The sequence below is a fragment of the Micromonospora sp. RTBAU3-60 genome (assembly GCF_054963695.1).
This window is the reverse complement of record NZ_JBUEGB010000004.1, coordinates 190,371-204,137: the sequence shown is the minus strand read 5'-3', so window position 1 is coordinate 204,137 and position 13,767 is coordinate 190,371. Positions and strand designations below refer to the sequence as shown.

General features: G+C 66.7%; 17 protein-coding genes. 11 read left to right on the top strand and 6 right to left on the bottom strand.

Annotated features, from left to right (window positions below; genetic code table 11):
- Window positions 1-45 precede the first annotated feature (45 nt).
- Window positions 46-402, bottom strand: a complete 357-nt coding sequence (locus ACY34I_RS06330; protein WP_462753337.1) for a hypothetical protein — start codon at window positions 400-402, stop codon at window positions 46-48.
- Between the two features lie 377 nt (window positions 403-779).
- On the opposite strand from ACY34I_RS06330, the gene ACY34I_RS06325 reads away from it, so the two are divergent.
- From ACY34I_RS06325 to ACY34I_RS06315, 3 genes are all read left to right on the top strand, one after another.
- The gene (locus ACY34I_RS06325; RefSeq protein WP_462753335.1) at window positions 780-1,436 is read left to right on the top strand and encodes a hypothetical protein; all 657 of its coding nucleotides are present in this window, start codon (window positions 780-782) and stop codon (window positions 1,434-1,436) included.
- A gap of 259 nt (window positions 1,437-1,695) precedes the next feature.
- Window positions 1,696-1,935: a hypothetical protein gene (locus ACY34I_RS06320; RefSeq protein WP_462753333.1), complete on the top strand. Its 240-nt coding sequence runs from the start codon at window positions 1,696-1,698 to the stop codon at window positions 1,933-1,935.
- Window positions 1,936-1,949: 14 nt separating this feature from the next.
- Window positions 1,950-2,234, top strand: coding sequence for a DUF3027 domain-containing protein (locus tag ACY34I_RS06315; protein WP_462753331.1), 285 nt, complete (start codon window positions 1,950-1,952; stop codon window positions 2,232-2,234).
- A 190-nt stretch (window positions 2,235-2,424) separates the two neighbouring features.
- Here the strand turns inward: ACY34I_RS06315 and ACY34I_RS06310 are convergent, their stop codons facing one another.
- Window positions 2,425-3,099 (bottom strand): hypothetical protein, encoded by a 675-nt coding sequence (locus tag ACY34I_RS06310; protein WP_462753329.1) that lies wholly within the window; start codon window positions 3,097-3,099, stop codon window positions 2,425-2,427.
- Between the two features lie 300 nt (window positions 3,100-3,399).
- Here ACY34I_RS06310 and ACY34I_RS06305 point away from each other — a divergent pair, with 300 nt between their 5' ends.
- The gene (locus tag ACY34I_RS06305; RefSeq protein WP_462753327.1) at window positions 3,400-4,311 is read left to right on the top strand and encodes a hypothetical protein; all 912 of its coding nucleotides are present in this window, start codon (window positions 3,400-3,402) and stop codon (window positions 4,309-4,311) included.
- 357 nt (window positions 4,312-4,668) lie between these two features.
- Here the strand turns inward: ACY34I_RS06305 and ACY34I_RS06300 are convergent, their stop codons facing one another.
- Window positions 4,669-4,968, bottom strand: coding sequence for a transposase (locus ACY34I_RS06300; RefSeq protein WP_462753460.1), 300 nt, complete (start codon window positions 4,966-4,968; stop codon window positions 4,669-4,671).
- A 229-nt stretch (window positions 4,969-5,197) separates the two neighbouring features.
- Between ACY34I_RS06300 and ACY34I_RS06295 the strand changes: the two genes are divergently transcribed.
- From ACY34I_RS06295 to ACY34I_RS06270, 6 genes are all read left to right on the top strand, one after another.
- A complete protein-coding gene (locus ACY34I_RS06295) occupies window positions 5,198-6,166 on the top strand; it encodes a leucine-rich repeat domain-containing protein (protein WP_462753325.1) in 969 nt (322 codons plus the stop codon).
- Between the two features lie 265 nt (window positions 6,167-6,431).
- Complete coding sequence (locus tag ACY34I_RS06290) at window positions 6,432-7,661, top strand: integrase core domain-containing protein (RefSeq protein ID WP_462753323.1); 1,230 nt, start codon at window positions 6,432-6,434, stop codon at window positions 7,659-7,661.
- A gap of 12 nt (window positions 7,662-7,673) precedes the next feature.
- A complete protein-coding gene (locus ACY34I_RS06285; protein ID WP_462753321.1) occupies window positions 7,674-8,081 on the top strand; it encodes a hypothetical protein in 408 nt (135 codons plus the stop codon).
- A 654-nt stretch (window positions 8,082-8,735) separates the two neighbouring features.
- Window positions 8,736-8,999 (top strand): hypothetical protein, encoded by a 264-nt coding sequence (locus ACY34I_RS06280; protein ID WP_462753319.1) that lies wholly within the window; start codon window positions 8,736-8,738, stop codon window positions 8,997-8,999.
- 203 nt (window positions 9,000-9,202) lie between these two features.
- Window positions 9,203-9,433, top strand: a complete 231-nt coding sequence (locus ACY34I_RS06275) for a YrhB domain-containing protein (protein ID WP_462753317.1) — start codon at window positions 9,203-9,205, stop codon at window positions 9,431-9,433.
- Between the two features lie 540 nt (window positions 9,434-9,973).
- Window positions 9,974-10,309 carry a hypothetical protein gene (locus ACY34I_RS06270; protein ID WP_148803695.1) on the top strand — a complete coding sequence of 112 codons (336 nt, stop codon included), beginning with the start codon at window positions 9,974-9,976 and terminating at the stop codon, window positions 10,307-10,309.
- A 400-nt stretch (window positions 10,310-10,709) separates the two neighbouring features.
- Here the strand turns inward: ACY34I_RS06270 and ACY34I_RS06265 are convergent, their stop codons facing one another.
- Both ACY34I_RS06265 and ACY34I_RS06260 read right to left on the bottom strand, forming a co-directional pair.
- Window positions 10,710-11,225, bottom strand: coding sequence for an SRPBCC family protein (locus tag ACY34I_RS06265; RefSeq protein ID WP_462753315.1), 516 nt, complete (start codon window positions 11,223-11,225; stop codon window positions 10,710-10,712).
- Window positions 11,226-11,381: 156 nt separating this feature from the next.
- The gene (locus ACY34I_RS06260) at window positions 11,382-11,846 is read right to left on the bottom strand and encodes a hypothetical protein (protein WP_462753313.1); all 465 of its coding nucleotides are present in this window, start codon (window positions 11,844-11,846) and stop codon (window positions 11,382-11,384) included.
- A gap of 283 nt (window positions 11,847-12,129) precedes the next feature.
- Between ACY34I_RS06260 and ACY34I_RS06255 the strand changes: the two genes are divergently transcribed.
- Window positions 12,130-12,867 carry a hypothetical protein gene (locus tag ACY34I_RS06255; RefSeq protein WP_462753311.1) on the top strand — a complete coding sequence of 246 codons (738 nt, stop codon included), beginning with the start codon at window positions 12,130-12,132 and terminating at the stop codon, window positions 12,865-12,867.
- A gap of 177 nt (window positions 12,868-13,044) precedes the next feature.
- Here ACY34I_RS06255 and ACY34I_RS06250 read toward each other — a convergent pair whose 3' ends face one another.
- Window positions 13,045-13,620 (bottom strand): hypothetical protein, encoded by a 576-nt coding sequence (locus ACY34I_RS06250; protein ID WP_462753309.1) that lies wholly within the window; start codon window positions 13,618-13,620, stop codon window positions 13,045-13,047.
- Window positions 13,621-13,767: the final 147 nt, after the last annotated feature.

Genomic DNA, 13,767 nt, shown 5'->3' with positions numbered 1-13,767 from the left:
TCAGCGCGGGTGCTCAGTTTTCAACCGTCGCAACCTGCTCACTTTTCAGCCGTCGTTGACAGCGTCCGTAATGAACTCGACTAGGACATCGGCGAGCGGCGGCAGCGGCTCACCTCGGATCGCCCGATCGAGGTCGTTGCGGAAGGTTCGAGGGTGGGGCAAGCCCCACGCACCCGTGAGGGCCGCCACGAGCCGTGCGCGCTTGGTCTCGAAGTGGTCCCAGACCTCTTCCCACCGCTCGGCCGACTCCTCCCAGAAGACATCGCTGACCGCGACGGACACAATGTGGTAGCCGGGGCCACTGACATCCATACCCAGCCCGACGTGCCGCGTGATCCGTTGCGGTGGGTAGGCGCGCTGAACCAGTTCCTCCGCCAGCGTGAGGGATCCATCGAGGTCCACGGGCGGATGGTACGGCCGCGACGGCCTGGACCTCGTCTTCGTCGACCCCTTTACCCCCAGGCAACCAACACCACCACGTGAGCTGCTGCTCTTTGGCCCTTGACCTGGGAACGCGGTCCGCTGTCGTCCGTGCTTGTCCGCTGGCGTCCGCACCGATCGTCACTCAATGAGTCACCCGGCGGGCATGTCGTTTGATCGCTAACGGTCTGATCGAGTCACCGAACGCCAGGCGTCGACGGCCCATCTGAGGTCGGCTGTCGGCGGCCAGCAGGAATTCCCCACGGGCGGCCAGTTAGCGGGGAGCTATCTGGCCGCGTCCGGTTACCCTGCGTGGATATTGGGCTGGAGTCGTCGTCCGTCCAAGCTAGCCTCGCCGAGTGAGTTTCAGCGCCTACGCCCGGCATGTTCGCAACCCGGCGCTGCCCCATCGACGCCGGGTATCGGCGCTACGGTCCTGCGTGCAGCTGTACCGGCCGATCGGCTATCACGCGACCCTGAGTTTCCTGCGAGTGGTGGCCGGGCCGTTCGAGCATGACGAGGTAGCCCTGCTGCGCGCGCTCGATGCCCTGAGCGCGAGCCGGGCCGGCTGGCACGCCGAACTCCGCGAGTACGCCGCGGCGCGCCGCGCCGCCAAGCGTCGGGGGCAACGAAGCCCTCGCCCGAACGATCCGAACCCCAACCAGGGCCCTCGATGCTGGTACGGGGCACCGCAGCAGGCCGCCATGCATGCCTTGGCGTTCTGGCGTCGCAAGCGCCTGCCCGCCCTGCTGGCCTGGCCCGACCCGATCGCGTCGCAGGTCGATTCCTGCGTCACCGCATGCCTTGCGACGGGAGGACCTCTCACGCCCGTCCAACGGCAACATCTGGCCGCCGCGGTCGATACGCTCCAGCACCGCATTCAGGCCGACCTGTGGCATGAGGACCAGGCCGCCTACTTCCGGACGCGAGATCTGTTGACGGTCGCTTGGTATGTCCGTACCGCTGCCGATGCCGTGCAGGGTTCAGGACCCCCGGTTCTCGATCACAGAAAGTGACGAGCGAAGGTGGCCGTACCCGGGGAATTACAACTGGCCACCAACAGTCGGCCGTGTCCGCGCTGATGAAGGTCGTTTCCAGGTACGTTCCGTCGATGAAGTTGAAGCCGTAGAGGGTGAACTTGACGTCGCCGTCTTGGCGGTAGAGCCATGCGGCACGATGACCGACCCCGTCTCGGCCACCCTCACCCACCTTGGCTGTTGGGTTCGGCGGCAGCTCGGCATCGAGCGAGGCGACGTTAGCTGCCGAGGAGCCCTCGTGATCGCCGGCCAACGCATCCACGTCGGCAACGCCCACGCCGGAGCAACCCTCACCGTAGAAGCCTGCGACACCACGTTCCGCGTCCACGACGGCGACCAACTCCTCACCGAAGTGCCCCGCACCACCACCAAGCCCATCGCACGATTCAAGGTCCGCAAGCCGGAACCGCCCCGGCAACGGCACGCCGCCTCGACGTCCTACCCTCCCGAAAATCCCTCCTCCGATCGACTCTCGTGACGCACCCTGATCCCATGGCACAGGGCAAACCGTGGACCGGCAACGACGCTGACCACAACAACCACTGCCACCAGCGGTGGATCGAACAGCGCAACCGCGACACCGCCGACCCGGCCTACCCAGAAGCCTGGTACGACGAGCAATGCGGCGGATGCCGATTCTGGATCCCCCTCGACGGCGAACTCGGCCACGACTACGGTGCCTGCACGAGCCCCGCCTCGAACTTCGACGGACGGGTCCGCTTCGAACACGACGGATGCGCCGCCTTCGCCAACCGCGACGACGGCTCCTTCGGATAGCCCAACGCAAGCAAACTGAAGATCGTCTAGCCGGACGTGTCACCCACGTCCCGAGACTGATCTGTCACGCACGTCTTGAGACTCGACATTTGTCCGGTCTCGGGACCTGCGTGACAAATCGGTATCAGCACCTCGGTGACACTTGCCAGTGGCACGGTGGAGTCGAGGCCGCTGAGTCATCCGCTTGCGCTCAGCCAACGCTGCCAGCTGGTACGTGTAATCCGCCGCTCGCGGCTCTCGGCCACGTGTAGGACGAACTGCGCCCGGAGCCGTACCAACGGGTCGTCCGCCGTGTCAGCGCGGCGACCCTGTCGAGGAACGGCAGGTCAAGGTATCGGACCAGCGGGGCGTACATCCAGTCCTTGCACCGATAGGGTCGCCCCAAGGCTGAAAGAATCAACTCTGCAATCTGAGGCCGAGCACCTTCCGGAAGACCGACGCGATCGAGCCGGCGGAGAAGCACTTCCTTGGTCCCCCATGGGGACCACATCCACGACTCAGGCGCTCCCCACTCGGTCGGATAGTCCGCCTCCCATCGCAGGTACAGCACCGCAAACGGTGCCCACAACGCCTCCGTAACGTGATCGTCGGGGGCTGAGTCCAGGAACGCACGAATAGGTCCCTGGATCGTTCGCTTGTAATGCCAGAACTTGTCGGCGCTGGCCTGGTCCATCTCGGCGACGAGCTGGGGCTGGGTCGGCGCGGCCGTTCTCTCCACGGCCCACAGCGCGTTCCATCGGTGCAGCGCCTCGCTTGCAGCCGCAACCAACGCCTGCTGACGAGCGAGCGCCCGGCGTCGCACAACCTGGTCTGTGGCAACCAGGTCGAACATCCAGAAGTAGTCCCCATGCAACTCCGCAGACACTCCGCCAGCCTGCCAGCACCGGCACAAGCCCTCGCGGCAGGTCCAGCCGGACCTGTCACGCAGGTCCCGAGACTGTTCTGTCACGGACGTCCTGAGACCCGACATTTCGCCGGCTCTTCTGCCTGGTCTCGAATGATGGTTGACGAAACGGCGTCGCAGGATGCTTGACATGATCACAAACAGCGCGCAGGCAAGTGCGCTGGAGCTTGCAACTGGTGGGGTGGCGCTGCCCAGGACGGTGCCAGGGGGAGGTCGGGAGCTGACAGCGGGTTGGTCCCGCCCAGAGATAGGGTGCCGCCTGTGAATGCGACCTCGCCCGATGCCCACGTGCCGCCGGCTCCTGTGCTGGCCGAGGGCTTCCGGGAGGTGCTCGACGCCTTCGAGGAAGATGCGGGCCGCGCTCCCCATCTGGTGGAACTGCTGGAGATCCTGCGGGCGGGCGCCCGAACACTGCCTGATGATGCGTTGGCCGACGGCCACCCGGACGAGATTGTGGGTTTCGTCGAGCGGCCACGCGCACGCGCCCGAAACACCGACGTCCTCGCCGGCGTCAACGATGGCCCGTACGTCGCCGCCACAGCGGCCTTCAACCACTGGTGGCAGACCGGCACGGGTACGCCTATCAACCTCGTCGACCTCGCCGCCGTAGTGCATGAGGCGCTTCGCTATGTCGGCCCAGCCCTGCTCGACTCCTCGGAGGCCGCCCGGCTCACCGCGATTACGCCGAAGCGAAGGCGGGCGAAGGCCCGCGCCCGCATCGGTGACATCATCGCCGTGCCCACCGGGAACCACGGCTACCACCTGGTCGTGTTCGTCTGCCGGAACAGGTTCGGCGCAGCCTTCGGATTGATCCGCGGCCGATATCCGCCGCGGAATCCGACAGCCAGCCTCGCTGCGGCAGCCACCGGGATCGTCAGGTACTGCGACGAGGAGGCGATCACGACTGGGCGGTGGCGCATAGTCGGGCACGACAGCCAAGCGCTCGGCTACTTTCCCGCCGACCCGGAGATCTACCACCGGCCCGAACCACCGATTGCCGGCTTGCCCGCCGTTGGCGAGTTCGGGTCAGGAGAGACTGCCACCGGTCAACTGCGTGATCTGACCGCCGCCGAAGCGCTCGCCATCGACCTTGCCGGCAGCTATGAGCAGGTGTACCTGCACGAGCACTTTGAGCGGACGCTCGCCGAAATCCTCGTCCCGCACAGCGGCTAGCCCAAGGAATCTGCACGCTCGGCGCGCATCCCAGATGACCATGTCAACCATCAACCGACACCGCCAAGCGAACCGTCCCCTCCGCGACGGCTTCGCCCTACCATCGACCCAGGCACCAGAACCTATCGATCTCGACCTGGCGTCAAATATCCCTTCGACGCCGTTTCGTCAACCATCATGCGAGACCAGGCATCGCCGGCAGCCGGTTGTCCGGTCTCGGGACCTGCGTGATGGCATGAAGGAGCGGGGCCTCGCTCCTTCATGCCATCACGGACGTCCTGAGACCCCACATTGCCAACATTTGCTGCCTGGGCTTGACCCGATTCGACGGACAGGGTCGATGTGTTGATCTTCAGGCTACCTTGAGGGCGGGTAGCAACCGGATGCTGGTGCCGTTCTCGTAGGTGGCGGGCGATTCTCCTGCCGCAACCGAGCCAGTTCCGCCCGCTCGTCGCTGGTCAGCCCGTCCGAGCGTGTCCCAGCATCGATCTCGGCCTGCTCCACCCACTGCCGCACCGCGGTCTCGGTCAGGTCGAAATCCTTCGCGACCTGCCCGACGCTGCGGTCCCCGCGCTGACACAACTCGACGATCTCGGCCTTGAACTCAGGCGTGAACGCCCGCCTCGGCCTCGATCGCTTCTTCCCCACGCTCTCCATGATGCTGGACATCGTCCCGGAGCCCTACCGGCTCCTGATCTCGGATGTCCGTCGAAACGGGGCAGGCCCAGCCAATTTGCCGGCAGGCGTGTGTCGTACTCCGGTTGATGCGTTACACGGCGTTGCCAGTCGACGGGTTACACAGGCCCTGAGAGTGCCGGGCACCGACGGTGACGCCATGGTTCACGACGCTGGCGTGCTGGCGGCCTAGGCGGGAAAATCGCAGGTCATGAGCCGCATCGTGGACGTGTCGAGCCCCATCGACATGAACCAGCTTCGAGTCAGGCTCGGCGATGCTTCGGTTGTTCAGTTCAGCCAGCCACTCGCCGAGGCGGAGTACAGGTCGCTCGCCGCGCTCTTGACGGACCATCCGACGGTCACTCTGCGCGCGTACGGCTTCGACGAGGACCTCGCTACGCTGCGGTTCCTGCGCTGGTTCCCACGCCTCCGTCGCTTCAGCGTCGCCCACCTACACAACCTGACTGACTTGGCGCCGCTGCAACAGCTGAGCGCCGATATCGAGCTCCTGGACATCGGCGAGACCCGCAAGCCTCTCAACCTCACCCCGGTCGCCGCGTTCCATGACCTTCGCCAACTGCGGATCGTCGCGCACCGGCGTGGCCTTCCGGAGCTGCTCGACGCCAACCCCGGCCTGCAGGGACTTGCGCTGTGGCGACTCCCGATCGACCAGCACCTCCCACTGATTGCCCTGCCCCACCTGCAGTCATTGGCGCTGACCCTCGGCTCCCTGGCACACGCGGAATGGCTGCTCCAGGTCCCCACGCTCCGCTACGTCGCGCTTCGCGCAGTTCGCAAACTCACCGACCTCGCCCCGGTGACACGCCTGCCCGCACTGCAATGGCTGTGGTTGGACGCGCTCGCCCTGGACCGACTACCCGACTTCAGCTCCTGCACCGCGCTGCTACGCGCCGACTTCACCGCCATGCGGCACCTTCGGCACCCGGCATCCCTACAGGGCCTCGCTGCCGCACCCCAACTGCGGGAGCTGTTGGTCACTGAGTCGCCGCTCCCGGCTGATGCGTTCATGCCGTTCGTTGATCACCCAATGCTTGAACACGTCGGCGTCGGCCTAGGCACCGAGCGCCGCAACCGCGAGGCTGAGCAACTGCTGCGGCGGACACCACCACGCGCCGACACGGACTTCGCCGCAAGGTACGGCCTTCTGCGCATGCTGTAGGCAGCCGCAAAACCCGCAAGGGAGTCGGGTGCGAGATCAGAAGCGTTACGCACTGTGACACCAGAGCCCGGAGCGGGCCGACGAACTGTCACCCTTCAAGTGAAACCGATGCGTAACGCATCAACTGGAGCTCGACAAGCAAGGTCGTCACCGGCGTGGACGACCACTCCCGGTTCTGCGTCATCGCCACGGTGGTTCGGCGGGCCACTGGCCGGTCTGTCTGGCCTTCGCCGAAGCACTGCACCGGTTCGGGATCCCCGAGGAAGTGCTGACTGATAACGGCAAGCAGTTCACCGGCCGGTTCACCCAGCCCCGCCCGGCTGAGGTGATGTTCGAACGCATCTGCCGCGAGAACGGCATCGTGGCCCGCAACACCAAACCCCGCACCCCGACAACCACCGGCAAGGTCGAACGGTTCCACCAGACCCTGCAACGCGAACTCCTCGACGAGGTCGAGGTCTGGGCCAGCCCGCAGGAAGCCCTGGCCGCCATCGACGCGTTCCGCCACGAATACAACACCCAACGACCGCACCAGTCGCTGAACATGGCATTCCCCGCCGACCGGTTCACGGCCCCACCAGCCGACGAGCAGTTGCCGCTGCTACTTCCGCCTAGCCTGACCAGCACCATCCCGGCACCCCGCCGACCGCTGCCGGCACCGGCACCGTCACCATCCGCCGAGCAGACCTCCATCCCCGCCGCGCCAGCGGCCGTCGGCGACGACGTCGGCCTGGCCGTGGAGGTCACCCGCCTCGTTCCCGCCTCGGGCAACCTCACCGTCTGCGGGCAACAGTTCTGGCTCAGCCCCACCCGCGCCGGACTCCCGGTCACCCTCTGGGCCGACACCACCGTCGTCCACCTGCTCATCAACGGCGTCCGACTCAAGACCGTCCCGTCCCGGCTCACCCCCACCCACCTGCGCCAACTCCTCGCCGACGACGGCCAACCCGCCGGGGCACCACCGATCAACACAGGTCCCGTTGAGGCTGGCGCCCCGATCGAGGTCGAACGGCTCGTCAACGCCACCGGCCTGATCAGCCTCGCCGGCCGGCAACACCCCGTCGGCTACCACTTCGCCGGCCGGCGCGTCACCGTCCGACTCGACCGCGGCCTCATGCAGATCACCGCCCACGGCATCCTCCTGCGCAACCTGCCCAACCCCCTCACCGCCGCCGAGATCGCCGGCATCCGCGACGCTCGCCCCGCCGGACCACCACCCACCCCGAGCCCGGAACCGGTGCGGGTCGAACGCCGCGTCAGCTGCCGAGGAACCCTCGTCATCGCCGGCCAACGCATCCACGTCGGCAACGCCCACGCCGGAGCAACCCTCACCGTCGAAGCCGCCGACACCACCTTCCACGTCCACGACGGCGACCAGCTCCTCACCGAAGTTCCGCGCACCACCGCCAAACCCATCGCCCGGTTCAAGGTCCGGAAACCCGAACCCCCGCGACCAGCAGCTCCAGCCGGAAGGCCACAACCGCCCGCCGTCTGACACGCTGAAGGAATGCACGCCCTGGGGTCGTCAGCCGAGTTCCGTGAACAGCCATGGCCGAAGATCGCGGCACGTCTGCACTCCGTCCTCGACGACAGCGCCGCTTACGAACCGGTGCTGGACATCGTCGACAGCGTCATCGCGTTCGAAGCCGAAGCACTCCTGGCCGGCACGACCTCAATGACCGACCTCATCGTCACACCGAAACCCGTCACGCCACCACCGGTCGACGTCGTCGCCGTCCGATCGGCCTACGGGTGGATCACCATCGAGCACATCACCCACACCGGCCGGAACGACCGGATCCAAAGACCAGCGCAGGACGGGGTCGCCCTGTTCTGGCGGTTCATGATCGAAAAATTCGGCATCCATCCCACACCGACCGGCGCACCACCCGACCAGCCGTCTCCGCGAGAGTGAAATCCGACCCCTCTCACGGCACCGCCAGAATCTGTAGCCTGAGCCGTAAAGATCGTCTAGCCGGACGTGTCACGCACGTCCCGAGACTGATCTGTCACGGACGTCCTGAAACCCGACATAGCGGGCATAGGGGCACGGCCAGCGCAAGAAGCGGTAGCAACGATCAAGGCCCCAGCCAGGCAACCTGTCCTGAGCTGGGGCCTCGCGCTGGAGCGGGTGACGGGAATCGAACCCGCACTGTCAGCTTGGGAAGCGATTTGCGTCAACCCCTGCACGGACTGATCCACATCGGTGAGCAGGTCGGTCCCTTCCCGCCGAGGGCGGGGCGGTCTGGTCGAGGCTGTGCCAGGTGCCCGTTCCGGGCCGGTGTTGACCTCTGGATCGGGCACGCTTCGGGCACGACGAGCGGCAGGTGGCTGCGTGCTTGCGGCGGCGCACTCTCGCAGGGTGACATCGCCGTGCCTCGACGTCGAAAGATCATTCCGTCTATTCTCGTCGGGTGCCGCGCATGCGATCGGTCCTCCTAGCCTCAGCCGTGATCCTTGCCGTACGGGCTGCCAGACCGACCATCCCTCGACGCAGCCCTCTGCCACCCCCACCGTTACCTCCCGTCCCGTCGCCGTGGCCCCGATCCCCACATTGGACGGACCGGCGTTGGCGCAGTGGGCGTGCGAGCAGAACGTGCGGGCACAGGAAGCCATTACCTATGACGATCCGATTGTGATGCGGCCGATCGCCGAGGCGGCGAAGCGATCAGGGGTCACGGGCATAGCCCAGCCGGGTTCCGCGATGCTGAAGAAGATTGAGATGGCGGAGGCGGCTGACCCAGCGGATGATGAAAAGCTTCTCTGGATCACCGATATCGGGACCTTATCCCACCAACTCCGGTACTCCTGTCTAAGGGTCCCGATCAAATAGCGGGGTGTCGGGCGAGGTCGTCGGCCACGCATGAGACAACCGCTGCCAGCAGCATTCCTGGCGGGGTTCCGGTCGGAACGCTCTAGGGCCCGTGACGGCAAGGTGCCCGATGCGTCCCAAAACGAGGGCAGAATTCTGCGCTGCGGTACCGGCTACTGGCGTAGGTGGCACGACGACTAAGGGACAATGAGACGTTGATTTCCATGGAGTTTGCCCGACAGATCGCCGAACAGTTCCTGGATGCCGAGGTCAGAGGACGTTTCAGTTATCCGATCGTCATCGTGGACTACGCCGTCAAGGACCTCAACGACGTGTACGTCTTTCCCTACAACGGGAAGGCGTACGTCGAGGCTGATGACTGGCATCAGGCGATGGCCGGAAATTCCCCCGTTGTCGTGGACAAGCGAACAGGCGAAGCGCGCTTCTCTGCCTGAGCTGGCTTCATGCTGATGCCGTTGCCATCCCGTCTGCCGCCCTGGGAGCGGGCCGCCGCCCGGCCCGCCACATCAAGCGGACCTAATGACGGCTCGTGCGGACGCTGGCGGGTCGGGCGGTGGTCTGCTCGGCTCGCCCCCTGGTCGACGGCAGGCGGGATGACCCACCGCAACCATCCACGGACCGTTACCCGCCGGTGGAGCCCCGGCCATCCTGGAGCCGGAGCGCCCCGCCGGAGGCGCACTGACCGCAATCCCGCGACCGCGGCCAGCTCGCCAACGCGGCCGGCGTGCGCTCCCCCTACCCCGCGCGGGCTCGTGGCCGCGCGGCCGAGGGGGCCGGCCCACCACCCCACCGGTCAACGGGCTGTCGTGCTGCGGCGGCCCCCGGGCTCCCCGCCCTTCGCGCCAGCCGCCGGGCGCCGGGCGTGACGTCCAGACATCGCCAGCAGCCGGCCGTCACCGGGGTGTCGGTTCGTGTGGCTATCTCCGCCAACAGGCTGATCTGAGGCAGGAAGGCCCGCTGCTAGCGTGCGCACTATGAAGACCGCCGGTGCGCTCACGATGATCGTCGGCATCATCGCCGGGATCGTCTTGTTTCTGCTGCCGGCCAAGGTCAGCGTGTTGGGTACCTCGATAAGTTGTGCCCCGCCGGTAATCCAGCTAGTCGCGCCGGACACGGGGTCAGTCGATGACACCTTCACCGCCGCCGTAGTGCAGGACTGCAAGAGCCAGTCGGTCGTGCGCTCGTTTCTGGGCCTCGTTGTCTTGGCGATCTCGATTGGCGGTGGTGCGATCATGCTGGTGGTCGGCGGCGATAAACGCTCAGAGCCGCAATGGGCCTGGGACGGTAATCGCTGGGTCAACCGCGCGTAGCGCCCCGGTTGGGTCGCATCTGGCAGGTCTCATGCCGACCGGCGAGGACCGCATCCGGCGGGCCGTCGACCAAGGTGCTCGGATCACCCTCGGACGGCCTGGCGACGGCCTAGCGGCGATCATGGCGATGTTTTGGCTGCTAGTGGGCGATATCCCGTCCAATTCACCAACTACAGGTAAGCCCCGGCCATCCGACGCGCCCGGAAGAGGGCGCCGGATCGTCAGAGATGCATCGCAAGCGTCATTATTGATACACGCCTGAGCTGGCACCGACTTGCCCTCTGCCCCCTGCTGCCGAACGAGCGATACCCGCCCTCTGTCTGCTCGGCGCGCTACGGCCGGCTCTGGGCTTACATCGTTGGTGGCTGGCTGCCGGCGTTCTACGTGTCGTCTGCCCCATCTATGCCCCGCCTCCACCGGCCGTCTTCGCGCGCGTCTCGTCATGGCCCGGGTCAGGAGTCTTTGCCATGGCGGCGGCGAGGTAGGCGTTACGGCGCGCGATGAGTCGTTGCAGGTATGGCCGCAGGATGAGGCTTGCCACGAGGACGCCGACGGGCCCCATCGGAGCGGTGAAATCGACGACGTCACGCATGATTGTGGCTGAGGGGTTGGTCGGGTCAGGCGTGAAGCGGTGCTCGTGGCGCCATCGGCCGAACGGGCCCCGTACCTGCTCGTCGATGAAGCCGTGTGGCCGTCGGTAGTCAGTGATTCGGACCGTCATCCGCCAGGAGAGGCCGAGGTGCCTCGCTTCCCAGGTCACCGCATCGCCGGCCTTCAAGCGGCCGGTTGTTACGCCGCCGACCGCCCGCTCGGCGCTCGTACTCATGGACTCGGTGTGCATGTCAACATCGAGGCAGGTATCGAAGACGGTTTCCGGCATCGCCGGCACTTCCGTAGTCAGCTCTATGCGCGGCACGCAGCCACAGTAGGCCCTGGTCGCGCCGCGGAGGCAACGGTTGACCCCTTGCCCCCATGCAACGATCAGGCCGTCCTCGACAGCTCCAACTCCCGTCGCACCCCGCACCACCGTCCGTCGTCGTTCGTCAGAGTCCAGCGACAGCCGGCGTCATCGTCATCCAATTCCTCGGAGATGTAGGTCGTCTGGTCCTCGGTCACCATGCTTGCTCTGCCGTCGTGATCCGCGGGCGAAGGAGTCCGCGCACCGAACGGCGACCGCCGCAACCACGAGCTGCCCGACAGTCTCAATCACGAGGTAGCCCACCCCAGGCGTCAACAGAACGGCCAGGACCGCCACTGGAGTCAGAAGCATCACGCAGAGGACACCGAAAATCGTGCCGGTTCCGGTCCCCCACCCTATCGCCGCAAGCACCACCAAGATCAGCACCGTCGGCACGAAGTAGAGGAAGAACTCGATGCCGAGCGCCAGGAAGATTCCCTCTGGCAGCGTCCTGCCGAGGTAACCCTCCACGCCCACGGCCGCCAGCAACAGGGCAAACTTCACCGGGATGAGCAGGGCCGCAGCGGCGATGCAATGACCGAACCAGGAACCAACACCCCTATGGGCCGATGCGGTCACTTGTACACCTCACCCCGCAATGCAACAGATGCCCCCGCCTGACCGTTCCTCTATCAGAAAGCGTCACGGCAAAGACCGGCCTTGAGCAAGATAGCCGGTGGCCTTAGCTCAGCTCGACGCTCGGGCGACGACCTGGACCCCGCCCTCCCGGCTACGGGCGGGGCAGCTGGCCCCAACCGGGATCCCTCGCTCCTTGACACCGGGCACGCGCGGGGTTCGTATGGCTTAAGATCCTTCTCTTCGGCAGGTATACGCCTCCGGAGTCCTCGAAGGCGGATTCGCCGTGACCCCTGATCCGACCGACGTAAGCGACCGCCTGGACGCGGCGCTGGCGGGTGTGGCCACCACATTCCGGGGCATGACGGCCCACCGGCAGGAGTCCAACTGCGAGTGTCACTGGGGCAGCGCGGAGGAACTGGCACTGCTCAAGACCCCGGACGTGCCGCTTGACGACGACCTGCTCCGCCGCACGTACTGGACCACGGACTGGCGCTACCCCGGGCCGCTGCTGCGCCGGATCCTGCCCCAACTGACCCAGGGCCTCGTGGCGGGCCGAATAGAGCCAATGGCCGGGATGGAGAGCCTCGGGCTGTTGTTCACCGCCGGCCGCTGGCAGGAGTGGCCCACCGGGCAACGCGATGCCCTGCGGGAGTTCCTCGACGCCTGGTGGCTGCACGTCCTGGTCGAGCCCGATGCAAAGGTGCCCGCCCATCAGGCCCTGGCGCTCCTCGCCGAGGCCACCACCAAGCTCACCCCATGGTTGACCATCTGGGCAGAGCTGCTGTCCGACGCGGCGGCGCGGCGACGGCTGGTCACGGCCGTGGACGAGTGGACGTACCACCTGCTGGGCGACGCGCTCCCCTGGTCGAGCTGGCACGACGAAGACACGTGGTGCTCTGCGCTGTCGCTGTGGGTGCTACGACACGCGCCGGACGCTCTGCGAGAGCACGACGCGTCGGCCGAGTTGCACGACCACGTGCGGCTGCTTGCCCTACCGGACGCCGATCGGTGGGACCGCTAGGCCAGGCTCGACCTGCGTGCGCAACCACCCATCGACCCGGCAGCCGCCGACAGTCTTGGTTGATGGGCTGACCGCCGTGCGGGGCGGTGATTTCGGCGAGCGCCGCCTCGAACTGCTCGTGCAGGTACACCTGCTGGTAGCTGCCGGCTAGGTCGATGGCGAGCGCTTCGGGGGCGGTCAGATCACGCAGGTGGCCGCTTGCGTTCTCTCCTGACCCGAACTCGCCGACGCTCGGCAAGCCGGCAGGCGGTGTTGGGGCCGGTGGTAGATCTCCGGATCGGCGGGAAAGCAGCCGAGCAGTTGGCTGTCGTGCCCGACGGTGCGCCATCGTGCGGTCGAGATCGCCTCCTCGTCGCAGTACCTGCCGATGCCGGTGGCTGCCGCAGTGAGGCCGGCCGTCGGGTTCCGCAGCGGGTACTGGCCGCGGATCATTCCGAAGGCGGCGCCGAACCTGTTGCGGCAAACGAGCACGACCAGGTGGTAGTCGCGGTTGCCAGTGGGCACGGCGATGATGCCACCGGCGCGGGCGCGGGCCTTCGCCCGCCCTCGCTTCGGCATGATCGCGGTCAGCCGGGCGACCTCCGAGGAGTCCAGCAGAGCTGGGCCGACTTGGCGAAGCGCCTCAAGCACTACGGCGGCGAGGTCGACGGGGGTAATCGGCCCACCCGGGCCGGTCTGCCACCAGTCGTTGAAGGCCGTTGAGGCGGCGACGTATGGGCCATCGTTCCACCAACTGCGGTGCGCGGCCCGCATCTTCCTCGAAGGCGTCGAGCACCTCGCGGAAGCCCTCAGCCAGGACCGGAGCCGGCGGCACACGGGCATCAGGCGAGGTCGCGTCCACAGCGCGCACCCTATGTCTGGCAAGGACCAGCCTGCCGTCAGCTACTAACCTCCGCTCCT